Origin of the sequence: Pseudomonas oryzihabitans NBRC 102199 (assembly GCF_000730625.1) — a bacterium.
GTDB classification, from domain to species: domain Bacteria; phylum Pseudomonadota; class Gammaproteobacteria; order Pseudomonadales; family Pseudomonadaceae; genus Chryseomonas; species Chryseomonas oryzihabitans.
In genome coordinates, this window is record NZ_BBIT01000005.1 from 647,275 (window position 1) to 668,558 (window position 21,284).

The following is a 21,284-nucleotide window of genomic DNA, read 5'->3' on the forward strand; positions in this document are numbered from 1 at the left end:
CTAGCCGGTGGCGGCTTCAAGCGCACAGCGGTTACGGTTGCGCAAAGTGGCAGAAAAAATAGGGTTTTTCCGCCTCAGGAGGCCACCTGACCGATGAACTGGGCCAGTTCCGGCGTCTGCGGATGGGCGAACAGCTCCTGGGGATGACCGCTTTCGTGCACCTTGCCCTGGTGCATGAACACCAGCTTGTCGCCGACCTCGCGGGCGAATCTCATCTCGTGGGTGACCATGATCAGCGTCATGCCCTCGCGGGCCAGTTGCTTGACCACCATCAGCACCTCGTTGACCAGTTCCGGGTCCAGCGCCGAGGTGATCTCGTCGCAGAGCAGCACCTTGGGCGACATGGCCAGGGCGCGGGCGATCGCCACCCGCTGCTGCTGGCCGCCGGAGAGGCGATCTGGATAGCTGTCGAATTTCTCCGCCAGGCCGACCCGTTCGAGCATCTGCCGCGCCAGGGCGCGGGCTTCGTCCTTGCTGGTCTTCTTGACCACCTGGGGCGCCAGCATCACGTTCTCGCCCACGGTCAGGTGCGGGAAGAGGTTGAATTGCTGGAAAACCATGCCGACCTTCTGCCGCAGCGACCTCAGATTGACCCGGGCGGCGTCCAGGTATTCGCCATCCACCTCGATGACGCCGTCGTTGATGGATTCCAGGCCATTCAGGGTGCGCAGCAGGGTGCTCTTGCCCGAGCCGCTCTTGCCGATGATGGCCACCACCTGGCCTTCCTCGACGGTCAGGTCGATACCCTTGAGCACATGGTGGTTGCCATAGTGTTTGTGCAGGGCGGTCACTCTAAGCAGCGGCATGCAGTCTCCTTTCCAGCCAGCGGGCGGCCAGCGACAGCGGATAACAGAGGATGAAATAGCCCAGGGCCGCGAGGCCGTAGACGGTGAAGGGCTGGAAGGTCGCATTGGCGAGCATGCCGCCGATCTTGGTCAGTTCGGTGAAGCCGATGATGGAGGTCACCGCGGTGCCCTTGACCACCTGCACCGAGAAGCCCACGGTGGGCGCCACGGCGATGCGCAGGGCCTGGGGCAGGATCACGTGGCGCAACTGCTCGAAGCGGGTCAGCGCCAGGCTTTCCGAGGCTTCCCACTGGCCGTGGGGAATGGCGTCGACGCAGCCCCGCCAGATCTCGGCGAGATAGGCGCTGGTGAACAGCGTCAGGGCCAGGCCGGCGGCCAGCCAGGCGGGGACTTCCAGGCCCAGCAGCGACAGGCCGAAGAAGGTCAGGAACAGCTGCATCAGCAGCGGGGTGCCCTGGAACAGCTCGATGTAGCCGCGCGCCAGCAGGCTGAGCGGCCGGAGCGTCGAGTTGCGCGCCAGCAGCACCAGCACGCTGGCCAGGCCGCCGAAGAGGAAGGCCGCCAGCGACAGCAGCAGCGTCAGGCCGAGACCGCTGGCCAGGCTGCGCAGGATGTCGGCGAGAGTGAAGTCCATCAGCGCCTCCTGACGATGAAAAAGACGCCCAGCCAGTGCAGCGCCTGGCGCACGCCGATGGCCATGAGCAGATAGATGAGGGTGGTCAGCAGATAGGTTTCGAAGGCGCGGAAATTGCGCGACTGGATGAAGTTGGCGGCAAAGGTCAGCTCTTCGGTGGAGATCTGCGAGCAGACCGCCGAGCCCAGCATCACGATCACCACCTGGCTCGACAGCGCCGGCCAGACCTTGGCCAGCGCCGGGCGCAGGATCACGTAGCGCAGGGTTTCGAAGCGGGTCATGGCCAGGGCCGCCGCCGCTTCCAGCTGGCCGCGCGGGATCGCCTGGATGCCGGCGCGGATGATCTCGGTGGAGTAGGCGCCGAGGTTGATGACCATGGCCAGCACCGCCGCCTGGCCGGCTTCGATCCGCACCCCGATGGAGGGTAGGCCGAAGAAGATGAAGAACAGCTGGATCAGGAAGGGCGTGTTGCGGATCAGTTCGACATAGACCCCGAAGGCCTGGGCGAAGGGTTTCAGGCGCCAGGCGCGGCAGGTGGCGCCGACGATGCCGATGAGGATGCCGAAGAAGCCACCGATCACCGTCAGCTCAAGGGTGTAGAGCGCCCCCTGGAGCAGCAGGTCGCTCTGCGCGAGCACGGGCTGGAAGTCGAACTGATACGCCATGGCGCGTCGATCCTCAGAGAGTGGCCGGCAGGGGATCGCCCAGCCATTTTTCGGAGTTCTTGCTCAGGGTGCCGTCGGCGCGGGCCGCGTCGAGAATGGCGTCGACCTTGGCCTTGAGCGCCGGCTCGTTCTTGTTGATGCCCACGTACACCGGCGAATCCTTGAGCTTGACCTTGAGCACTGGCTCCTTGGCCGGATTGCGCGCACCGATCACCTTCATCACCACGCTGCCGCTGGCGATCAGCTCGGACTGCCCGGCCAGGTAGGCGGCGATGGTGGAGTTGTTGTCTTCGAAGCGCTTGATCACGCTGTCCTTCGGCGCCACGTCGGTGAGCGCCAGGTCTTCGATGGAGCCGCGGGTGACCGAGATCACCTTGCCGGCCAGCTGCTCGGGCGTGCTGATGGCGGCATCCTTGGGACCGAAGACGCCGAGGTAGAAGGGCGCATAGGGCTTGCTGAAGTCGATGACCTTTTCGCGGTCGGGATTCTTGCCCAGGCTGGAGATGACCAGGTCGACCTTGCCGGTGGTCAGGAAGGGAATGCGGTTGGTGCTGTTGACCGGGGTGACTTCCAGTTTCACGTTCAGCTTGTCCGCCATCAGTTGCGCGGTGTCGATGTCCAGGCCGCGCGGCTTGAGATCCGGGCCGATCGAGCCGAAGGGCGGGAAGTCCTGCGGCACGGCGACCTTGAGCACGCCGCGCTGCTGGATGTCGGCCAGCTGATCGGCTTGGGCGGAGGTGTGCAGGGCGGTCAGGCCCAGGGCGAGCAGGGAGAGGGCGGTCCAGCGCTTGAGCATGACGAGACTCCGAAAGCAGGAAGGGATGGCTCTGCCCAGTGCATTTCATGTGCCAGTCGCCTGCCAGACGGGCGCAAGGGCCGTCTGTCCTGAGGATTGGTCTTACTGGTCTGAACAGTTGTCCCGCTCAGTGCCCTGAACTTTCGCTTGCCGTGAGCCGCTTTGGTGCGCGGCTATGGCGGCGTGCTCTGCCTTGGGGCTGCACTTGAAGTCGCTGTAAATTGGGCATAAAAGGCAAGCTTCCGGACTGACTGGCCTGACCACGCCATGCCCCTCGCTGCCACCCGTGCCGTACCCCAATATGCCGTCGACGCCATTCGCCGGCTGATCGAGACCGAAGGCTATGCCCCCGGCGCGGCCCTGCCCGCGCAGCGCGAGCTGGCCGAGCGGCTGGGGGTGAGTCGCGCCTCCCTGCGCGAGGCGCTGTCCACCCTCAGTGCCCTGGGCCTGGTCAGCGTCCAGCCCGGGCGCGGGGTCTATGTGCAGGAAGCGACGGGCGCGCCGGACGGACACTGGCCCTTCGCCGGCGAGGTCGCCGCCGCCCATGTGTTCCAGCTGAGATTCGCCCTGGAGGGCTTCGCGGCTGGCCTCGCCGCCGTCACCCTGGGCGCCGCCGACCTGGATCGCCTGGAGGTCAATCTGGCCGCCCTGCACCGGGCGCTGCGGGCCAACGAGCTGGAAGAGGCGGCCGTGCTGGACTTCGATTTCCATCGCCAACTGCTGCTGGCCGCGGACAATCCGGCCATGCTGGCGGTGATCACCAGCAGCCCCGAGCGTTTCCACGAAAGCCAGAAGCTACCCTTCGTGCGCCCCGAGCGGGCCCTGGAAACCTGGCAGGAACACCGGCGGATCCTCAGGGCGCTGAGCCGCCGCTCGCCCGCGGCCGCGCAAAAGGCCATGCGCGAACATATCCGCAATGCGGCGCTGCGCAGTGGAACCCCTTTCCCGGTACCTGCGGTCTAACATCAATGCCGGTCATAGCCACCATCAATGTTCGAATGCTTTCGAAGTGACGGCAGCAGGGCTATCATGGGCGTACTTCAAGTCGCACCCGAATTCGGAGAGAGTCAATGAGCGAATACATCACCAACGTCAGCGACGCCAGCTTCGAGCAGGACGTGCTGAAGTCCGACAGCCCCGTGCTGGTCGACTACTGGGCCGAATGGTGCGGTCCCTGCAAGATGATTGCCCCGGTTCTGGACGAGATCGCCAAGGACTACCAAGGCAAGCTCAAGGTCTGCAAACTGAACATCGACGAAAACCAGGATACCCCGCCGAAGTACGGCGTGCGTGGCATCCCGACCCTGATGCTGTTCAAGAACGGCGCGGTCGAGGCCACCAAGGTCGGCGCCCTGTCCAAGTCGCAACTGGCCGCCTTCCTCGACGCCAACGTCTGAGTCAGCCAGTCGAAAGCCCCGCCATGCGGGGCTTTTTTATGCCTGGACGGCTGGACGAGCACAGGTGCAGGTGCTAGATTCCAGCCACGACCCCATCAGCGGGCCGTCTTCTCATCTGCTGTAGCCGTCAGTTCTCCTCTTCAGAACGCATCCCGCGAAGCTAATCTCGCATCCGGCCGCTCAGCTCGAATCCCTCCTTCGCCTCTTCTCACGTCAACATACGTCTATGAATCTGACCGAACTCAAGCAAAAGCCCATCACGGAACTGTTGGAAATGGCGGATGCCGCGGGCTTGGAAAACATGGCCCGGTCCCGCAAGCAGGACATCATCTTTGCGCTGCTCAAGAAGCACGCCAAGGGTGGCGACGAGATTTCCGGGGATGGCGTGCTGGAGATCCTGCAGGACGGCTTCGGCTTCCTGCGTAGCGCCGACTCCTCCTACCTGGCCGGTCCCGACGACATCTATGTCTCTCCCAGCCAGATCCGCCGCTTCAACCTGCGCACCGGCGACACCATCATCGGCAAGATTCGTCCGCCGAAAGAGGGCGAGCGCTACTTCGCGCTGCTCAAGGTCGACACCATCAACTTCGACCGTCCGGAAAACGCCAAGAACAAGGTGCTGTTCGAGAACCTCACGCCCCTGTTCCCCAACAAGCGCCTGACCATGGAAGCCGGCAACGGCTCCACCGAAGACCTCACCGGTCGGGTCATCGACCTCTGCGCCCCCATCGGCAAGGGTCAGCGCGGTCTGATCGTCGCGCCGCCCAAGGCCGGCAAGACCATCATGCTGCAGAACATCGCGGCCAACATCACCCGCAACAATCCCGAGTGCTACCTCATCGTGCTGCTCATCGACGAGCGTCCCGAGGAAGTGACCGAGATGCAGCGCACCGTGCGCGGCGAAGTGGTGGCCTCCACCTTCGACGAGCCGCCGACCCGCCACGTGCAGGTCGCCGACATGGTGATCGAGAAGGCCAAGCGCCTGGTCGAGCACAAGAAGGACGTCGTCATCCTGCTGGACTCCATCACCCGTCTGGCGCGTGCCTACAACACCGTGATCCCCAGTTCCGGCAAGGTGCTCACCGGTGGTGTCGATGCCCACGCCCTGGAGAAGCCCAAGCGCTTCTTCGGTGCCGCCCGTAACATCGAGGAAGGCGGCAGCCTGACCATCATCGCCACCGCGCTGGTGGAAACCGGCTCGAAGATGGACGAGGTGATCTACGAGGAATTCAAGGGCACCGGCAACATGGAGCTGCCCCTGGAGCGGCGCATCGCCGAGAAGCGCGTCTTCCCGGCCATCAACATCAACAAGTCCGGCACCCGCCGCGAAGAGCTGCTCACCGACGAGGAAGAGCTGTCCCGCATGTGGATCCTGCGCAAGATCCTGCATCCGATGGACGAGATCGCCGGCATCGAATTCCTCCTCGACAAGTTGCGTCAGACCAAGACCAACAACGAGTTCTTCGATTCGATGAAGCGCAGCAAGTAAGGCGCAGTCGCATGCAAAGGCCGGGAAATCCCGGCCTTTGGCGTTTCTGGGCCAGTGCTTTCTCGATGCGCGACTCAGGCGGTAGACTGCCAGACTTTCCCCAGCGCCAAGAGGCCGCATGCAATACCGAGATCTGCGTGACTTCATCCGCAGCCTGGAGCAGCGTGGTGAACTGAAGCGCGTGACCGCCCCGGTCTCGCCGATCCTCGAGATGACCGAAATCTGCGACCGGACCCTGCGCAAGCAAGGCCCGGCGCTGCTGTTCGAGAATCCCGTGGGCTTCTCCATGCCCGTGCTGGGCAACCTGTTCGGCACGCCCCAGCGCGTAGCCCTGGGCATGGGTGCCGAGGACGTCGGCGCCCTGCGCGAGATCGGCAAGCTGCTGGCCTTCCTCAAGGAGCCCGAGCCGCCCAAGGGCCTCAAGGACGCCTGGTCGAAGCTGCCGATCTACAAGAAGGTCATCAGCATGGCGCCCAAGGTGCTCAAGGACGCCCCCTGCCAGGAGGTGATCGAGGAGGGCGAGGCGGTCGATCTGGGCAAATTGCCGATCCAGCACTGCTGGCCGGGCGACGTGGCGCCGCTGATCACCTGGGGCCTGACGGTCACCCGCGGCCCCAACAAGGAGCGTCAGAACCTCGGCATCTATCGCCAGCAGGTCATCGGCCGCAACAAGCTGATCATGCGCTGGCTGAGCCATCGGGGCGGCGCCCTGGACTTCCGCGAGTGGTGCCAGAAGCATCCCAGTCAGCCCTATCCGGTGGCCGTGGCCCTGGGCGCCGATCCGGCCACCATCCTCGGCGCGGTCACGCCGGTGCCCGATACCCTGTCCGAATACGCCTTCGCCGGCCTCTTGCGCGGCAGTCGCAGCGAACTGGTCAAGTGCGTGGGCAACGACCTGCAGGTGCCGGCCAGCGCCGAGATCGTGCTGGAAGGCGTCATCCATCCGGGCGAGACCGCGCCGGAAGGGCCCTATGGCGATCACACCGGCTACTACAACGAGGTCGATACCTTCCCGGTCTTTACCGTGGAGCGCATCACCCGGCGTCGCGATCCCATCTATCACAGCACCTACACCGGGCGGCCGCCGGACGAGCCGGCCATCCTGGGCGTGGCGCTCAACGAAGTCTTCGTGCCCATCCTGCAAAAGCAGTTTCCGGAAATCGTCGACTTCTACCTGCCGCCGGAAGGCTGCTCGTACCGCATGGCGGTGGTGACCATCAAGAAGCAGTACCCCGGCCACGCCAAGCGGGTGATGCTGGGCGTCTGGTCGTTCCTGCGGCAGTTCATGTACACCAAGTTCGTGATCGTCACCGACGACGACATCAATGCCCGCGACTGGAACGACGTCATCTGGGCGGTCACCACGCGCATGGATCCCAAGCGCGACACCGTGATGATCGACAACACCCCCATCGACTACCTGGACTTCGCCTCGCCGATCTCCGGCCTGGGCTCGAAGATGGGCCTGGATGCCACCCACAAGTGGCCGGGCGAAACCACCCGCGAGTGGGGGCGGGCGATCGTCAAGGACGAAGCGGTGGTCAAACGGGTGGACGAGATGTGGTCCAGTCTCGGGATCGATTAACGGAGACGACGATGAAGGTCACCCTGCAGCCCTCGGGTGCGGTACTGGAAACCCAGCCCGGCGAAGCCATCCTGGCCGCCGCGCAGCGCCTCGGCTACAGCGGACCGCACAGCTGCCGCAATGGCAACTGCCAGCTCTGCGCCGCGCTGCTGGTGGAGGGGCAGGTCAGCCAGCACGGCCAGACGGTCGATCACGGCGAGGTCTATGTCTGCGTGGCGGTGCCCCTGAGCGATTGTCTGCTGCAGTGGGACGGCGTCCTGGCGCCCGGCGAGTTGCCGGTGCGCACGCTGGCCTGCCAGGTGGTGGCGCTGGACGACGTGGGGGGCGATGTTCGCCGGGTACGGCTGCGCGCGCCGGCCGGGCGACCGCCGCGCTATCACGCCGGCCAGTACCTGCTGATCGGTCGTGACGACGGCAAGCAGTCGGCCTTTTCCCTGGCCTCGGCGCCCCACCAGGGGCGTGAGCTGGAATTGCACGTGCTGGCGCGCGAGGCCAGCAGCCAGGCGCTGCTGGCGCAACTGGAAGGCAAGGGCATGGCCCAGGTCGAGCTGCCCTATGGGGATGCCCATCTGGCCGAGCTGCCTGATGGCCCCCTGGTGCTGATCGCCGCCGGGACCGGCATGGCGCAGATGCACAGCCTGATCGAAGACGCCCGCACCCGCGGCTTCGCCCATCCGGTGCACCTCTACTGGGGCGTGCGCACGCCGGACGACTTCTATGCCATCGAGGCCTGGGAGCAATGGGCGGAGCTGCCCAATCTCGTCCTCAACCGGGTGGTAAGCGATGCCTGTGGCTGGGAAGGGCGCTGTGGTCTGCTGCACGAGGTGGTGCGGGCGGATTTCGCCGACCTGAGCGGCCTGCACGTCTATGCCAGCGGCTCACCGGCCATGGTCTATGCCACCCTGGACGCCCTGGTGGACGCCGGCATGGACGCGCACCAGATGCGCGCCGACGTCTTCGCCTACGCGCCGCGGGGTTGATGCGGCTCGCGGCCATGCCGGTGCGTCGTAGCGACCGCTCCTGCAGCTAGGGTGAGCTGTAGGAGCGGCCCATGGCCGCGATTGTCAGTGGCGTTCAGCGCTACCGCTGCGACTTGGCCACCATGCCGGTGTGTCTCAGAGTCATCGCCAGGAAGACGATGGCCAGGACGCAGGAGCCGATCAGCAGCATGAAGCCGCCATCCCAGCCGAAGTGGTCCACGGTGTAGCCGACCAGGGCATTGGCCGCCACCGAGCCACCCAGGTAGCCGAACAGTCCGGTAAAGCCCGCAGCGGTGCCGGCGGCCTTCTTGGGCACCAGTTCCAGCGCCTGCAGACCGATCAGCATCACCGGACCGTAGATTAGGAAACCGATGCAGACCAGGGCCGCCAGGTCGACGCCGGGGTTGCCTTCCGGGTTGAGCCAGTAGACCAGGGTGGCGATCATCACGCCGAGCATGAACACCACGCCGGTGGCGCCGCGATTGCCGCGAAACAGCTTGTCCGAGAGCCAGCCGCAGAGCAGGGTGCCGGGGATGCCGGCCCACTCGTAGAAGAAGTAGGCCCAGGAGGTCTTGTCCACCGAGAAGTGCTTGGCTTCCTTGAGGTAGGTGGGGGCCCAGTCCAGCACGCCATAGCGCAGCAGATAGACGAAGACGTTGGCAAAGGCGATGTACCAGAGCAGGCGGTTCTTCAGCACGTACTCGACGAAGATCTCCTTGGTGGAGAATTCACGTTCGTGACCTTCGCTGTAGCCCTCGGGAAAGTCCTGTTTCCAGTGTTCCACCGACGGCAGGCCGCAGGATTGCGGGGTGTCTCTCATGGCGATGAAGGCGAAGGCCGCGACCGCCAGGGCCACCACGGCCGGGACATAGAAGGCGGCGTGCCAGTCGTTGAACCAGGCCAGGCCGAGCAGGAACAGCGGACCGATCAGGCCGCCGCCGACGTTGTGGGCGACGTTCCACACCGAAACCACCCCGCCACGCTCCTTCTGCGACCACCAGTGCACCATGGTGCGACCGCTGGGCGGCCAGCCCATGCCCTGGAACCAGCCGTTGAGGAACAGCAGGACGAACATGATGCTGACGCTGGAGGTGGCCCAGGGCGCGAATCCGAACAGCAGCATCACCAGCGCCGACATCACCAGCCCGAAGGGCAGGAAGTAGCGCGGATTGGAGCGGTCCGAGACCAGCCCCATGAGGAATTTGGACAGGCCGTAGGCGATGGCCACCGCGGACAGCGCCACGCCCAGTTCGCCCCGGCTGTAGCCTTGCTCCACCAGGTAGGGCATGGCCAGCGAGAAGTTCTTGCGGAGCAGGTAGTAGCCGGCATAGCCGATAAAGATCCCGGCAAAGATCTGCCAGCGGAGACGGCGGTAGACGGGGTCGATGCGATCGGCGGGCAGCGGCGCGCGGTGGGCCGCGGGGGCGAAGATTCCAAGCATGGGAGCCTCGGTATTGTTATAGGTATTAATCGAAAGCGAACATTCCAGGTTCGTTTTCGAATATTACAATGATATTACAGCGGGTCCAGGCTTTTCCGCCCTGTGGCAGCGGCAGCCCGGATTCCCTCTTGATCTGCGGGGGTTGCGCGCCTAGGGTGGCGCGTCTTTGCCGTTGTTTTCGCGAGTCGTCATGCCTGCCTGGAAAGTCCTCTCCTCCCGCGCCCTGAACCTGGCCACCGCCCTGTTCGAACGCTATCCACGGCTGATCGCCCTGGCCGGCTTCATCTCGGGGATCTGCAGCTTCCTGCTGGTGGACCGACAGAAGGGCTTCGCCCCGGTGATGGCCGTGGTCATGCTGGCGAGCTGGGTCTGGCTGATGCTGGAAAACGTGCTGCGGGGCTGGGTCAGCCGCCGCTTCGGCTGGGAATTGCCGCCGCCGCTGTTGCGCTACGCCACCCAGCTGATCCACCAGGAAAGCCTGTTCTTCTGCCTGCCGTTCTTTGCCATCACCACGGCCTGGAACAGCGGCCAGGCGCTGTTCACCGGGCTGCTCGGCGCGGCCGCCCTGGTGTCCATCATCGATCCGCTCTACTACAAGGCCCTGGCACCGCGGCGCTGGGTGTTCCTCAGCTACCACACCCTGACCCTGTTCGCGGTGCTGCTCACGGCGCTGCCGATCATCCTGCACCTGACCACCACCCAGAGCTACGAACTGGCCCTGGGGGTCGCCGTGCTGCTGTCCTTTCCCAGTCTGGCGGTGGCCTTCCGGGTACGCCTCGGCTGGCGCTGGCTGGGGCTGCTGGGGCTGTGCCTGGCCATCGGCGCCTTCGGCTGGCTGGGGCGCGCCTGGGTGCCGCCGGCCACCCTGTGGCTGACCGACATGGGCATGAGCACCAACTTCGACAGCCTCAAGCGCCAGCCCGGCGATGCGGTGAAAAGCCTGAGCATCGCCCAACTGCGCGCCCAGGGGCTCTATGCCTTCACCGCCATCAATGCGCCGCGCGGTCTGAACGAGCGCATCTACCACGTCTGGCGCCATGCCGGTCAGGAGGTGGATCGGATTCCGCTGGATATCAGCGGCGGTCGCGAGGCCGGTTATCGTGCCTGGACCCACAAGCAGAACTTCCCTGGTGACGTGACCGGCCGTTGGCAGGTGCAAGTGGTGACGGACGTCGGCCAGGTGATCGGAACCCTCAGGTTCGAGGTGACCCCTTGAGTCGTGCTGGCTATGCTGCAGCCATCCACCCGCGAGGATCCAACGTGAAAGCTGTCGTTGCCATTGTGTTGTCTTTATGCCTGGCCATGAATGTCTGGGGCGAAGAAAAGAAGGAAGGGAAGGAAGGCGAGGCGCCCAAGACCGAGTTCTACAACCTGACCCCGGCGCTGGTCGGCAACTATGGCAGCGGTCCCAAGCTCAAGTACTACAAGGCCGACATCGCGCTGATGATGACCGGCAAGGAAGCCAAGGATAAGGTCGAGTTCCATGAGCCGCTGCTGCGCAATCAGCTGGTGATGCTCTTCGCCCAGCAGACCGACGAGACCCTGGCGGGCGTGGAAGCCCGCGAGAAGCTGCGCCAGGAGGCCCTCAAGCAGGTGCAGAGCGTCCTGACCCAGGAGGAGGGCAAGCCCCTGGTGGAAGACCTGCTGTTCAACAACCTGATCATCCAGCCCTGAGGTCAGCGCTCAGCCGCGGGCCGCGGCGACGATCGCCGCCCATTCCGCCGCGCTGACCGGCATCACCGAGAGGCGGTTGCCCTTGCGCAGCAGGGCGAAGTCGGCGAGTGCCGGCAACTGGCGCAGGCGCGGCAGGGTCAGCACCCGCGGAAAGGCCTCGACGAAGGCAACCTGGCGCGCCGTCCAGGGGTTGTCTGAGACACTGGCCTTGGGCGCATGATAGGGACTTTCGGGATCCAGGGCGGTGGGATCCGCGAAGGCTTCGCCGACGATGCGGCCGATGCCGGCAATGCCGGGTTCGGCGCAACTCGAATGGTGAAAGAAGAACAGCTCGTCGGGAGCCATGGCGCGCAGGAAGTTGCGCGCCTGGTAGTTGCGTACCCCGTCCCAGCGCGCCTGGCCCAGGCGTTCCAGGTCGGTCAGCGAGAATTCATCGGGCTCGGATTTCAACAGCCAGCAGGCCACGGTTCGTCTCCTGACGAATGGAGGCTCGGGAGCTTCCAGGAAAGGGTCTGGTCGATTGCAAGGGGCGACCGCTTGTCGCAGAATGCCGCGCATTCCGGATGTAGTCTGATCGTACGCGCTGAGCATAACAGGGCGACGTCCTGTCCTGCCCAAAGGTGCCAGCAAGGGGGTGGCCCAGCTCGATGAAACGCAAACCTGATCTGTTGTGGGTGCTGGTCCTGATCTTTACCCTGGGTGTCGTCACCACCGGGTACACCCAGAGCTTCTGGGAGCAGCGCCAGAGCCAGCAATACGCCCGCTATGCCAGCGACACTCAGCCGGCGCGGGAAGTCTCGCCCGTACGCTGAGCGTACCAGCCGTCATCGCTCACCACGGCCGCCATGGGCACGTCCCAGGCCGCCAGTGCCAGCCGCTCCACCTTCTGACATTCATGGGCACAGCCGATCAGCTGCGGGCTGTGCCATTGCCGCCGGCGCGCCAGATAGGCCAGGTTGCGGTCGTAGAAGCCCTTGCCCATGCCCAGGCGTCCGCCCTGGGGATCGAAACCCACCAGTGGCATCAGAATCAGGTCCAGGGCCCAGGTCGGGCGACCCAGGCGCCGATCCGGGCGCGGCTCGGCGATGCCGAACCTATTGCGCACCCAGGATTCGCCACGACCCACGCGCTGAAAGATCATCGCCGTCCGCGGCCAGCGGGACAGCACCGGCAGGTAGGTGGCCTTGCCGCGACGCTGGGCTTCCTCGAGCAGCGGACGCGGATCAATCTCGCCATCGCTGGGCAGGTAGAAGGCGATATGCCGGGCACGACGAAACAGCGGATGCTGCGCGAGCTGCCGATAGAGTTGGCGGGCGGCCTGGCGTTGCTGAACAGGGGTGAGGGCGCGACGTCGCTGGCGGAGGAGCTTGCGCAGCGCGGGCCTGCTGAGATCGGGAGAAGGCGGGGTGGTCATGAAGGAAATGAGCTCTCCGGAATGCCGCTGCCGGTGTAGCCCTTGAACCCTTGGTTCAAGGTGGGAGAAGTCGTAGACCTTTAGGCTTTCCGCCGTAGCGGACATGCACACCAGTCTGACGAGCAACCCCCGGGGTGTTGCTTATCGGCTCGGGGACATGACCGACTGGCGCACACACCAGAGAGTAATATCCAGTATACGCCCCTGAGCCGGGATGCAAACCCCCACCTGTCCCTGGTCGGCGATCAGGCGGTGGTGTCGTGTTCGGTGATCAGCGCCCGGTCGACGCGATCCAGCAGATCGCGAACCCGCTCGCGGGTGCTGCTGACTTCCAGGCTGACGTCGTCCTGGCGGTGCAGCAGCTCGTGGGTGATGTTGAGAGCGGCCATCACGGCCACGCGGTCGGCGCCGATGACCTTGCCGCTGCCGCGGATCTCGCGCATCTTGCCGTCCAGGTAGCGAGCGGTGCTCTCCAGGTTGGCGCGCTCGTCAGCCGGGCAGCTGATGCGATATTCCTTTTCCAGTATCTGGACGGTCACGGTCTCGATGCTCATGAGTCCTGCTCCAAGGCTTTCAGGCGTAAAATCATCGCTTCGACCTTCGATCTGGCCAATTCGTTCTTCTCGATCAACTCGGCGCGCTCCTGGCGCCAGTTGCGCTCGCCCTGGCGCAGTTGTCGATTCTGCCGCTGCAACTCCTCGAGACGCAGGAGCAGGCGCTCCACACGGTCACCGAGGGCTTCCAGATCGGCGTCGAGGGGCGTGTCGCGAGACTCGCGCATGAGGGCTACAGCTCCAGAAGGGTGCAACGAGATTGGCCGCCGGCGGGGTCAGCGCGTAGGATAAGGCTTCATTCTAGCCAGCGCCTCACCTCGACGCCATGTCCAGCTCAGCATCCGCCTACGCCGCCTTCACCACCCTGCTCGCCGAGGCCGCTCTGCCGGTCTCGCCCGCCGAACTCCACGGTCACCTGCTCGGGCGGGTCTGCGGGGGCGCGGGCTTCGACGAGAACGACTGGCTGGCCGCGGCCAGCGAGCTGCTCGGTGGCGCGCCGGGCGAGCGTCTGCAGGCGGCGCTCTCGGGTCTGCTGGGCATGGTGCAGCAGGAATTCGCCGGCCAGCAGGTGGCCCTGGTGCTGATGCTGCCGCCGGACGAGGTGCCGCTCGCCGAGCGCACCGCGGCCCTGGGCCAGTGGTGTCAGGGCTTCCTCGCCGGCTTCGGCCTGTCCGGCCGCACCGGCGAGGTCTCCGGCGAGGCGCGCGAGGTGCTCGAGGACCTGGCGGCCATCGCCCAGATCCAGGAGCCGGCCGAGGAAGGCGAAGAGGGCGAGAACGACTTCATGGAAGTCACCGAGTACCTGCGCGTCGCCCCGCTGCTGCTCTATGGCGAATACGGCCGCGGTCCCATTCCCGAACCCGCACCCGTGGTGCACTGAGCGGCCATGCCGCGGATCCACAAGGCCGAATTCGCCCGTCGCCGCCGCGCCCTGATGGCCGAGATCGGCCACGGCGGCATCGCCCTGCTGCCCGCCGCTCCGGTGTGCCTGCGCAATCGCGATATCGAACAACCCTATCGCCAGGACAGCGACTTCCATTACCTCACCGGCTTTCCCGAACCCGAGGCCTTGGCCGTGCTGATTCCCGGCCGGGCCCACGGTGAATACCTGCTGTTCTGTCGCGAGCGGGACGCGGAACTGGAGCGCTGGGAGGGCCGGCGCGCCGGTCAGGAAGGGGCACTGGCCGACTATGGCGCCGACGATGCCTTTCCCATCGGCGATCTGGACGACATCCTGCCCGGGCTGCTGGAGGGGCGCGAGCGGGTCTACTACGCCATGGGCGCCCATCCGGAATTCGAGCGGCAGCTGCTCAACTGGATCGAACTGATCCGCGCCAAGGCCGACCAGGGCGCCTCGCCGCCGCGGGAGCTGCTGGCGCTGGATACCCTGTTGCACGACAGCCGGCTGTACAAGTCGGCCGCCGAGGTGCGTCTGCTCAAGGCCGCCGCCGAGCTGACCTGCGCCGCCCACCTGCGCGCCATCCAGGCCTGCCGACCGGGGCTGCGCGAGTATCACCTGGAGGCGGAGCTGGACTACTGCTTTCGCCAGGGCGGTGCCCGGCTGGCGGCCTATGGCTCCATCGTCGCCGCCGGGGCCAATGCCTGCGTCATGCACTACCAGGCGAACGATGCCCCTCTGCGCGACGGCGACCTGGTGCTGATCGATGCCGGCTGCGAGCTGGAATGCTATGCCAGCGACGTGACCCGCACCTTTCCGGTGAATGGCCGCTTCTCGCCGGAGCAGCGGCAGCTGTACGACATCGTGCTGGCCGCCAACCAGGCCGCCATCGCCTGCGTGGCGCCCGGCCGGCACTGGAACGAACCCCACGAAGCCACGGTCAGGGTGATCACCGAGGGGCTGCTCGCCCTGGGTCTGCTGCAGGGCGAACTGGATGCGCTGATCGAGGCCGGCGCCTGTCGCCAGTTCTACATGCACCGCGCCGGACACTGGCTGGGGCTGGACGTCCACGACGTCGGCGAATACCGCATCGGCGATCAGTGGCGGATGCTGGAGCCGGGCATGGTGCTGACCGTGGAACCCGGACTCTACATTCCCGTGGAGGCCGAGGTGCCGCGCAAATGGCGCGGCCTGGGCATCCGCATCGAAGACGAGGTGCTGGTGACGCGCAGTGGTTGCGAGGTGCTGACCGCCGGCCTGCCCAAGGCGGCCGCGGAGATCGAAGGCTTGATGGCGGCCGCGCGCGACCGCCGGGAGAACGCTCATGCAACGTCCTGATATCGCCATCATCGGTGGCGGCCTGGTGGGCGCCAGTCTGGCCCTGGCCCTGCAGGCCGGCGCCAAGGCGCGCGGCTGGCGCATCCTGCTGGTGGAGCCCTTCGCCCCCGGCGACACCTATCAGCCCAGCTACGATGCCCGCTCCTCGGCGCTCTCCTACGGCTCGCGGCTGATCTACCAGCGCCTCGGCGTCTGGGACGCCCTGGCCGAGCATGCCGAGGCGATCCGCGAGATCCAGGTCTCCGACCAGGGCCGCTTCGGCGTGACCCAGCTGCTCGCCCGCGACGAGAACCTGCCAGCGCTGGGCTATGTGGTGGAGAACGCCTGGATCGGCCAGGTGCTCTGGCAGGCGCTGGATCGCGAGGTGGTGGAATGGCGCTGCCCGGCCGAGGTACGCACGCTCACCGCCGTTGCCGACGGCTATCGCCTGGAGCTGGAGGATGGCGACATCCTCGAATGCGGCCTGGCGGTACTGGCCGACGGCGGCCGCTCGGCGCTGCGCGAGTCCCTCGGCATCGAGGTGCGGCGGACGGTCTATGAGCAGACCGCGCTGATCGCCAACGTCTCGACCAATCTCGGCCATGGCGGGCGCGCCTTCGAGCGCTTCACGCCCCACGGCCCCCTGGCGCTGCTGCCCCTGCCGGGCCAGCGCAGCGCCCTGGTCTGGACCCAGTCGGACGGCGAGGCCCTGCGACTGCAACAGGCGCCCGCTGCCGTCTTTCTCGCCGAATTGCAGCAGGCGGTGGGCTATCGCCTCGGCAGCTTCACCCAGGTCGGCACCCGCCATGCCTATCCGCTGACCCTGCTGGAGGCCAACGAACAGGTCCGCCCGCACCTGGTGGTCCTGGGCAATGCCGCCCACAGCCTGCACCCCATCGCCGGCCAGGGCTTCAACCTGTCCCTGCGCGATGTCGACAGTCTGGCCGAGTGCCTGCTGGAGAGCGCCGCGGCGCCCGGCGACTTCGCCACCCTGCAGGACTATCTGCAGCGCCAGCGTTTGGACCAGCAGCTGACCATCGGCTTTTCCGATCGCATCACCCGGCTGTTTTCCAACAGCCGGCCCTGGCTCAGTGCCGGGCGCAACCTGGGCCTGGTCGGCCTGGAGCTGTGCCCGCCGGCCAAGAGTGCCTTCGCCCGCCAGGCCATGGGCCTGGGTACCCGTCCCTGACCTGCGAGGAGAAACGAGCATGCTGACCCATGCGGATCTGGTGATCGTCGGTGCCGGCATGGTCGGCAGCGCCCTGGCCCTGGCCCTGGCCGACAGCGGCCTGTCAGTGGTGCTGCTCGACCGCGGCCCGCTCACCCCCGGCGCGGTCGAGAGCGACCTGCCCTTCGAGCCCCGGGTCAGCGCCCTGTCGCTGGCCAGCCAGCGCATCCTGCAGCGCCTGGGCGCCTGGGACGGCATCCTGGCGCGCCGTGTCAGTCCCTACCAGGCGATGCACGTCTGGGATGGCTCCGGCACCGGCGCCGTGCATTTCGATGCCGCCAGCGTGCACGCCGAGGTGCTCGGCCACATCGTCGAGAACCGCGTGGTGCAGGATGCCCTGCTCGAACGCCTGGCCGAGGCCAACGTCCTGCTCCTGCCCGAGGCGCGCCTGGAATTGCTGCGTCGCTCCGGCGATCAGTGGCTGGTGCAACTCGCCGGCGACCGCCAGATCCGCGCGCCGCTGGTGGTGGCTGCCGATGGCGCCACCTCCGCCGTGCGCCGTCTGGCCGGGCTGGAAACCCGCGAGTGGGACTATCTGCACCATGCCATCGTCACCAGCGTGCGCTGCGCCGAATCGCACCAGCGCACCGCCTGGCAAAGATTCACCGACGACGGCCCGCTGGCCTTCCTGCCGCTGGACCGCGGTGGCGACACCCGCTGGTGCTCCATCGTCTGGTCCTGCACGCCCAAGCAGGGCGAGCGGCTGATGGCCCTGGACGACGCGGCCTTCTGCCAGGCCCTGGGCGAAGCCTTCGAGCAGCGCCTGGGCAAGGTGGAGTGTAGCGACACACGGCTGTGCATCCCGCTGCGCCAGCGCCATGCCAAGCGCTATGTGGAACCCGGTCTGGCCCTGATCGGCGATGCCGCCCACGTCATCCACCCGCTGGCCGGGCAGGGCGTCAACCTGGGCTTTCTCGACGCCGCGGTGCTGGCCGAGGAACTGCGCCATGCCCAGGCCCGCGGCGAATCCATCGCCGAGCAGCGGGTGCTGGAGCGCTACGAGCGCCGCCGCATGCCGCACAACCTGGCGATGATGGCGGCGATGGAAGGCTTCCAGCGGCTGTTCCAGGACGACCGCCTGCCGCTGCGCTGGCTGCGCAACGCCGCGCTCAAGCAGGTCGATCGCCATTTCGAAGCCAAGGCCCTGTTCGTGCGCCGCGCCCTGGGCCTGTCCGGCGATGTGCCGGAGTTGGCCAAGGTGGTGGCCTAGCGGCCTCAGGCGTCGCCCAGGGCTCCGGCCAGCTCCAGCACCTGCTGCCGCCAGGTGGCCTCGCGGGGCAGGGCGAGGAAGTGCGGATTGAGAAAGGACTCGCGCATCTCGTAGGTGAGGGGCTGGCCGTCCCGGGTCAGGACCTCGCCGCCGGCGCCTTCCAGCACGCCCTGGGCGGCGGCGGTGTCCCACTGGGAGGTGGGGGCGAGCCGGGGATAGAAGTCGGCCAGGCCTTCGGCCAGGAGGCAGAACTTGAGCGAGCTGCCGACGCTGACCAGCTTGGGTTCGCCCAGGGTGGTGCCCAGTTCTTCCAGCAGGCGCTGCTGCGCCGGACTGCCGTGGCGGCGGCTGGCGACCACGGTGAAGGCTTCTTCCGGTTGGGTGCGCACGCCGATCTCGACGCCGTCCTCGCCCTGGATACGGAAGGCGCCCAGTTCGCGGCCGCCGCTAAAGCAGACGTCCCGGGTGGGGATGCCGACCACGCCGAAGATCACCTGGCCGCGTTCGACCAGGGCCACGTTGACGGTGAATTCCTCGCTGCCATCGATGAATTCCTTGGTGCCGTCCAGGGGGTCGACCACCCACCAGACGTCCCAGGCGCTACGCGCCGCGAAGGGGATGTCACAGGCTTCTTCCGACAGCACCGGCACGTCCGGGGTCAGGCGCGCCAGGCCTTCGGCCAGCACCCGGTGGGCGGCGAGGTCGGCGGCGGTCACCGGCGAGTCGTCGCTCTTCTGCCGCACCGCCACGCCCTGGCGCCAATGGGGCAGGATGGCCGCGCCGGCCTGGCGCACCAGGTCGACGACGTTGAGCACCAGCGGAGCGGTAATGGAAACGGGCGCCATCATGCCGGCAGTTCTCCGCGTTGGGTGAGCAGGTCGCGCACCAGGTAGAGGGCGGCCAGGGCGCGGCCTTCGGAAAAGCGCGGATTCTGCACCAGCTGCGACAGCTCGCGCAGGTCGACGCTGCTGACTTCGAGGGGCTCGGGTTCGTCGCCCGGCAGGCGCTCGGGATAGAGGTCGCGGGCCAGCACCACGTGGATGCGCTGACTCATGTAGCCTGGGCTCAGCGACAGGGCGGTGAGGTATTCCAGCTGGCGCGCGCCAAAGCCGGCTTCTTCCTTGAGTTCGCGATTGGCGGCGTCGAGGATCTCTTCGCCCGGCTCCACCAGGCCCTTGGGCAGCGACAGTTCGTAGTCTTCCACGCCGCCGCAGTATTCCTCGATGAGCAGGGCGTGGGTGGCGTCCTGCAGCGCCACCACCATCACCGCGCCATGACCGGTGCCCTTGTTGGCCAGGCGCTCATAGGTACGTTCCTCGCCGTTGGCGAAGCGCAACTGCATCTCCTCGACGGTGAACAGACGGCTCTTGGCCACGATCTGTCGGGCGAGAACAGTGGGTTTCTGGCGCATGGACGGCTCCTGGGCTGGGCGGACGGGTATGATAACCCGCCTGTTACATGATCCGGAGTCACCATGACCCCTCTCGACTGGAGCCGTATCGATACCGTGTTGCTGGACATGGACGGCACCCTGCTCGATCTGCATTTCGACAACCATTTCTGGCTGGAGTACCTGCCGCAGCGCTATGCCGAGCGCCACGGCCAGTCCCTGGCGCTGGCCAAGGCCGAGCTGGAGCCGCTGTTTCGTAGCCACCAGGGCAAGCTGACCTGGTACTGCCTGGACTTCTGGAGCGCCGAGCTGGGCTTTTCCATGCGCGAACTCAAGGAGGAGATCGCCCACCTGATCGCCCTGCGGCCGGACGCCGACACCTTTCTCGCCGCCCTGCAACGCGCCGGCAAGCGGGTGGCGCTGATCACCAACGCCCACCGCGATTCCCTGTCGCTGAAGCTGGAGCGCATCGAGCTGGCGCCCTATTTCGACCGGCTGATCAGCTCCCACGACTACGGCTTCCCCAAGGAAGAACAGCAGTTCTGGCACGCCCTGCAGGCCGACTTCGCCTTCGATCCGGCGCGTACCCTGTTCATCGACGACAACCTGCCGATCCTGCGCAGCGCCCGCGACTATGGCGTCGCCCACCTGCTGGCGATCCACGAGCCGGACAGCCGGCGCGGTCCCAAGGACAGCGAGGAGTTCGAGGCGGTGCGGGATTATCGCGAGCTGCTGCCGCAGTGAGGACTGCCGCAGTCCTGGCGACCCTCATCCCGGCCCTCTCCCAGGGGGAGAGGGGGCAGAGCGCCCGGAGGTAATAAGTGGATATCAAGCAACTCCGCTTTCTCATCGCCCTGGACGAGACGCGTCACTTCGGCCAGGCGGCGGCGCGCTGCCACGTCACCCAGCCGACCCTGTCCATGCGCCTGCGTGGCCTGGAAGACGAGCTGGGGGTGGAGCTGGTGCGTCGCGGGCAGCGCTTCGAGGGATTCACCGAGGCGGGGCAGCGCATCCTCGCCTGGGCGCGCACCCTGATGGCCGCCCATGACGGTCTCTATGCCGAGGCCCAGGCCTTCCAGGGGCAACTGGTGGGCACCCTGAGGGTCGGCCTGGTGCCGCTGGCCAGCTTCGATCCCATGCCGCTGCTGCAGCACCTGCGCCTGCTGCACCCCAAGCTGCATTTCCAGCTGCAGGTGCTCAGCACCGAGCGCATCCTCGAAGCCGTGGCCAGCAATCGCCTGGAGCTGGGCATCTCCTACCTGGAACACCTCGATCCGGCGCGCTTCGACAGCCTGACCCTGACCGAGACGCGCATGGGCCTGCTCTATGACGAGCGCCATTTCAGCTTCGACCAGGCCGCGCTGGACTGGCAGGCGGTGGCCGGCTTGCCGCTCGGCCTGCTCACCGGCGCCATGCATTTTCGCCAGTCGGTGGACCACGGCTTTCGCAGCCTGGGGTTGACGCCACAGCCGGTGCTGGAGACCGACGCCGTCTATCTGCTCTTGCAGGCGGTCAATGCCGGTCTCTGCTGCGCCGTGGTGCCCCTGGCCGGCGGTTTCGATCGGCTCACCCCCCATGCGCGGCTGATCCCCATCGCCACGGCCCGTACCCTGGCGCCCCTGGGGCTGCTCATTCGTCGGACCGAACCCCGACTGGCGGTCGCCGATGCCTGTTTCCAGGCAGTCAAGGCGCTCTATGCCGAGAGTGATAGATAGCGTTTATCAAGGCATCGGTCATAGCGATTAGACGCCCCGGGATGTGCTGGTTAATCTTTGATCTGTGTCAAACCGCCGCAGGTCGTTTTCG

Annotated in this window: 25 protein-coding genes and 1 other RNA gene; 14 read left to right on the forward strand and 12 right to left on the reverse strand. The window is 66.5% G+C overall.

All coding sequences use genetic code 11. The features are described 5' to 3' along the window. Positions 1 to 74: 74 nt before the first annotated feature. From POR01S_RS09255 to POR01S_RS09270, 4 genes are read right to left on the reverse strand one after another with little or no spacing between them, the layout of a single operon-like run. Positions 75 to 806: an amino acid ABC transporter ATP-binding protein gene (locus POR01S_RS09255; RefSeq protein ID WP_027598184.1), complete on the reverse strand. Its 732-nt coding sequence runs from the start codon at positions 804 to 806 to the stop codon at positions 75 to 77. After that, positions 793 to 1,443 carry an amino acid ABC transporter permease gene (locus POR01S_RS09260; protein WP_169853347.1) on the reverse strand — a complete coding sequence of 217 codons (651 nt, stop codon included), beginning with the start codon at positions 1,441 to 1,443 and terminating at the stop codon, positions 793 to 795. Before POR01S_RS09260 ends, POR01S_RS09255 begins: the two co-directional genes overlap by 14 nt. After that, positions 1,440 to 2,105: an amino acid ABC transporter permease gene (locus POR01S_RS09265; protein ID WP_042135296.1), complete on the reverse strand. Its 666-nt coding sequence runs from the start codon at positions 2,103 to 2,105 to the stop codon at positions 1,440 to 1,442. The genes POR01S_RS09260 and POR01S_RS09265 overlap by 4 nt, the downstream gene beginning before the upstream one ends. A 13-nt stretch (positions 2,106 to 2,118) precedes the next feature. After that, on the reverse strand, positions 2,119 to 2,901 hold the full coding sequence (locus POR01S_RS09270; protein ID WP_027600330.1) for a transporter substrate-binding domain-containing protein: 783 nt from the start codon (positions 2,899 to 2,901) through the stop codon (positions 2,119 to 2,121). Positions 2,902 to 3,168: 267 nt separating this feature from the next. Here POR01S_RS09270 and POR01S_RS09275 point away from each other — a divergent pair, with 267 nt between their 5' ends. The 5 genes from POR01S_RS09275 (at position 3,169) to POR01S_RS09295 (ending at position 8,352) form a co-directional block, all read left to right on the forward strand. After that, positions 3,169 to 3,864: a FadR/GntR family transcriptional regulator gene (locus POR01S_RS09275; RefSeq protein WP_042135298.1), complete on the forward strand. Its 696-nt coding sequence runs from the start codon at positions 3,169 to 3,171 to the stop codon at positions 3,862 to 3,864. Between the two features lie 107 nt (positions 3,865 to 3,971). Further along, positions 3,972 to 4,298, forward strand: a complete 327-nt coding sequence (gene trxA, locus POR01S_RS09280; RefSeq protein WP_017639417.1) for a thioredoxin TrxA — start codon at positions 3,972 to 3,974, stop codon at positions 4,296 to 4,298. Between the two features lie 226 nt (positions 4,299 to 4,524). Next, positions 4,525 to 5,787, forward strand: a complete 1,263-nt coding sequence (gene rho, locus POR01S_RS09285; protein WP_007161344.1) for a transcription termination factor Rho — start codon at positions 4,525 to 4,527, stop codon at positions 5,785 to 5,787. A gap of 118 nt (positions 5,788 to 5,905) precedes the next feature. Beyond that, entirely contained in the window at positions 5,906 to 7,372 is a 1,467-nt protein-coding gene (ubiD, locus tag POR01S_RS09290) for a 4-hydroxy-3-polyprenylbenzoate decarboxylase (RefSeq protein ID WP_042135300.1), read from the forward strand. An 11-nt stretch (positions 7,373 to 7,383) separates the two neighbouring features. Next, positions 7,384 to 8,352, forward strand: coding sequence for a CDP-6-deoxy-delta-3,4-glucoseen reductase (locus tag POR01S_RS09295; RefSeq protein ID WP_027598189.1), 969 nt, complete (start codon positions 7,384 to 7,386; stop codon positions 8,350 to 8,352). Between the two features lie 100 nt (positions 8,353 to 8,452). Here POR01S_RS09295 and glpT read toward each other — a convergent pair whose 3' ends face one another. Further along, positions 8,453 to 9,793 (reverse strand): glycerol-3-phosphate transporter, encoded by a 1,341-nt coding sequence (gene glpT / locus POR01S_RS09300; protein WP_042135302.1) that lies wholly within the window; start codon positions 9,791 to 9,793, stop codon positions 8,453 to 8,455. A gap of 190 nt (positions 9,794 to 9,983) precedes the next feature. On the opposite strand from glpT, the gene POR01S_RS09305 reads away from it, so the two are divergent. Together POR01S_RS09305 and POR01S_RS09310 are read left to right on the forward strand one after the other, a co-directional pair. Next, on the forward strand, positions 9,984 to 11,009 hold the full coding sequence (locus tag POR01S_RS09305; protein WP_027598191.1) for a DUF5924 family protein: 1,026 nt from the start codon (positions 9,984 to 9,986) through the stop codon (positions 11,007 to 11,009). 44 nt (positions 11,010 to 11,053) lie between these two features. Further along, positions 11,054 to 11,467, forward strand: coding sequence for a flagellar basal body-associated protein FliL (locus tag POR01S_RS09310; RefSeq protein ID WP_042135305.1), 414 nt, complete (start codon positions 11,054 to 11,056; stop codon positions 11,465 to 11,467). A gap of 9 nt (positions 11,468 to 11,476) precedes the next feature. Here POR01S_RS09310 and POR01S_RS09315 read toward each other — a convergent pair whose 3' ends face one another. After that, positions 11,477 to 11,932 carry an EVE domain-containing protein gene (locus POR01S_RS09315; RefSeq protein WP_042135307.1) on the reverse strand — a complete coding sequence of 152 codons (456 nt, stop codon included), beginning with the start codon at positions 11,930 to 11,932 and terminating at the stop codon, positions 11,477 to 11,479. A 182-nt stretch (positions 11,933 to 12,114) separates the two neighbouring features. On the opposite strand from POR01S_RS09315, the gene POR01S_RS23820 reads away from it, so the two are divergent. Then, positions 12,115 to 12,279, forward strand: a complete 165-nt coding sequence (locus POR01S_RS23820; RefSeq protein WP_169742417.1) for a hypothetical protein — start codon at positions 12,115 to 12,117, stop codon at positions 12,277 to 12,279. Here the strand turns inward: POR01S_RS23820 and POR01S_RS09320 are convergent. From POR01S_RS09320 to POR01S_RS09330, 4 genes are all read right to left on the reverse strand, one after another. Further along, complete coding sequence (locus POR01S_RS09320) at positions 12,246 to 12,881, reverse strand: 5-formyltetrahydrofolate cyclo-ligase (protein ID WP_042135309.1); 636 nt, start codon at positions 12,879 to 12,881, stop codon at positions 12,246 to 12,248. The two genes, POR01S_RS23820 and POR01S_RS09320, sit on opposite strands and share 34 nt — an antisense overlap. A 9-nt stretch (positions 12,882 to 12,890) precedes the next feature. Next, positions 12,891 to 13,068: non-coding RNA, 6S RNA (ssrS, locus tag POR01S_RS23375), on the reverse strand. Positions 13,069 to 13,126: 58 nt separating this feature from the next. Further along, the gene (locus tag POR01S_RS09325; protein WP_007161335.1) at positions 13,127 to 13,435 is read right to left on the reverse strand and encodes a cell division protein ZapA; all 309 of its coding nucleotides are present in this window, start codon (positions 13,433 to 13,435) and stop codon (positions 13,127 to 13,129) included. Then, positions 13,432 to 13,662: a TIGR02449 family protein gene (locus POR01S_RS09330; RefSeq protein WP_007161334.1), complete on the reverse strand. Its 231-nt coding sequence runs from the start codon at positions 13,660 to 13,662 to the stop codon at positions 13,432 to 13,434. The genes POR01S_RS09325 and POR01S_RS09330 overlap by 4 nt, the downstream gene beginning before the upstream one ends. 98 nt (positions 13,663 to 13,760) lie before the next feature. Between POR01S_RS09330 and POR01S_RS09335 the strand changes: the two genes are divergently transcribed. From POR01S_RS09335 to POR01S_RS09350, 4 genes are read left to right on the forward strand one after another with little or no spacing between them, the layout of a single operon-like run. Then, entirely contained in the window at positions 13,761 to 14,315 is a 555-nt protein-coding gene (locus POR01S_RS09335; protein ID WP_042135310.1) for a UPF0149 family protein, read from the forward strand. A gap of 6 nt (positions 14,316 to 14,321) precedes the next feature. Next, positions 14,322 to 15,671: a Xaa-Pro aminopeptidase gene (pepP, locus tag POR01S_RS09340; RefSeq protein WP_042135312.1), complete on the forward strand. Its 1,350-nt coding sequence runs from the start codon at positions 14,322 to 14,324 to the stop codon at positions 15,669 to 15,671. Beyond that, positions 15,658 to 16,839 (forward strand): 2-octaprenyl-6-methoxyphenyl hydroxylase, encoded by a 1,182-nt coding sequence (ubiH, locus tag POR01S_RS09345; protein ID WP_042135314.1) that lies wholly within the window; start codon positions 15,658 to 15,660, stop codon positions 16,837 to 16,839. The genes pepP and ubiH overlap by 14 nt, the downstream gene beginning before the upstream one ends. Before the next feature lie 19 nt (positions 16,840 to 16,858). After that, positions 16,859 to 18,088: a 2-octaprenyl-3-methyl-6-methoxy-1,4-benzoquinol hydroxylase gene (locus tag POR01S_RS09350; protein WP_027598198.1), complete on the forward strand. Its 1,230-nt coding sequence runs from the start codon at positions 16,859 to 16,861 to the stop codon at positions 18,086 to 18,088. A gap of 5 nt (positions 18,089 to 18,093) precedes the next feature. Here the strand turns inward: POR01S_RS09350 and cysQ are convergent, their stop codons facing one another. Together cysQ and nudE are read right to left on the reverse strand one after the other, a co-directional pair. After that, positions 18,094 to 18,936, reverse strand: coding sequence for a 3'(2'),5'-bisphosphate nucleotidase CysQ (gene cysQ, locus POR01S_RS09355; RefSeq protein WP_042135316.1), 843 nt, complete (start codon positions 18,934 to 18,936; stop codon positions 18,094 to 18,096). Next, on the reverse strand, positions 18,933 to 19,499 hold the full coding sequence (gene nudE, locus POR01S_RS09360) for an ADP compounds hydrolase NudE (RefSeq protein WP_027598200.1): 567 nt from the start codon (positions 19,497 to 19,499) through the stop codon (positions 18,933 to 18,935). Before nudE ends, cysQ begins: the two co-directional genes overlap by 4 nt. Positions 19,500 to 19,562: 63 nt before the next feature. Between nudE and yrfG the strand changes: the two genes are divergently transcribed. Together yrfG and POR01S_RS09370 are read left to right on the forward strand one after the other, a co-directional pair. Then, a complete protein-coding gene (gene yrfG, locus POR01S_RS09365) occupies positions 19,563 to 20,222 on the forward strand; it encodes a GMP/IMP nucleotidase (protein ID WP_027600319.1) in 660 nt (219 codons plus the stop codon). Positions 20,223 to 20,299: 77 nt separating this feature from the next. Further along, positions 20,300 to 21,193, forward strand: a complete 894-nt coding sequence (locus POR01S_RS09370) for a LysR family transcriptional regulator (protein WP_007161326.1) — start codon at positions 20,300 to 20,302, stop codon at positions 21,191 to 21,193. The last annotated feature ends 91 nt before the right edge of the window (positions 21,194 to 21,284 follow it).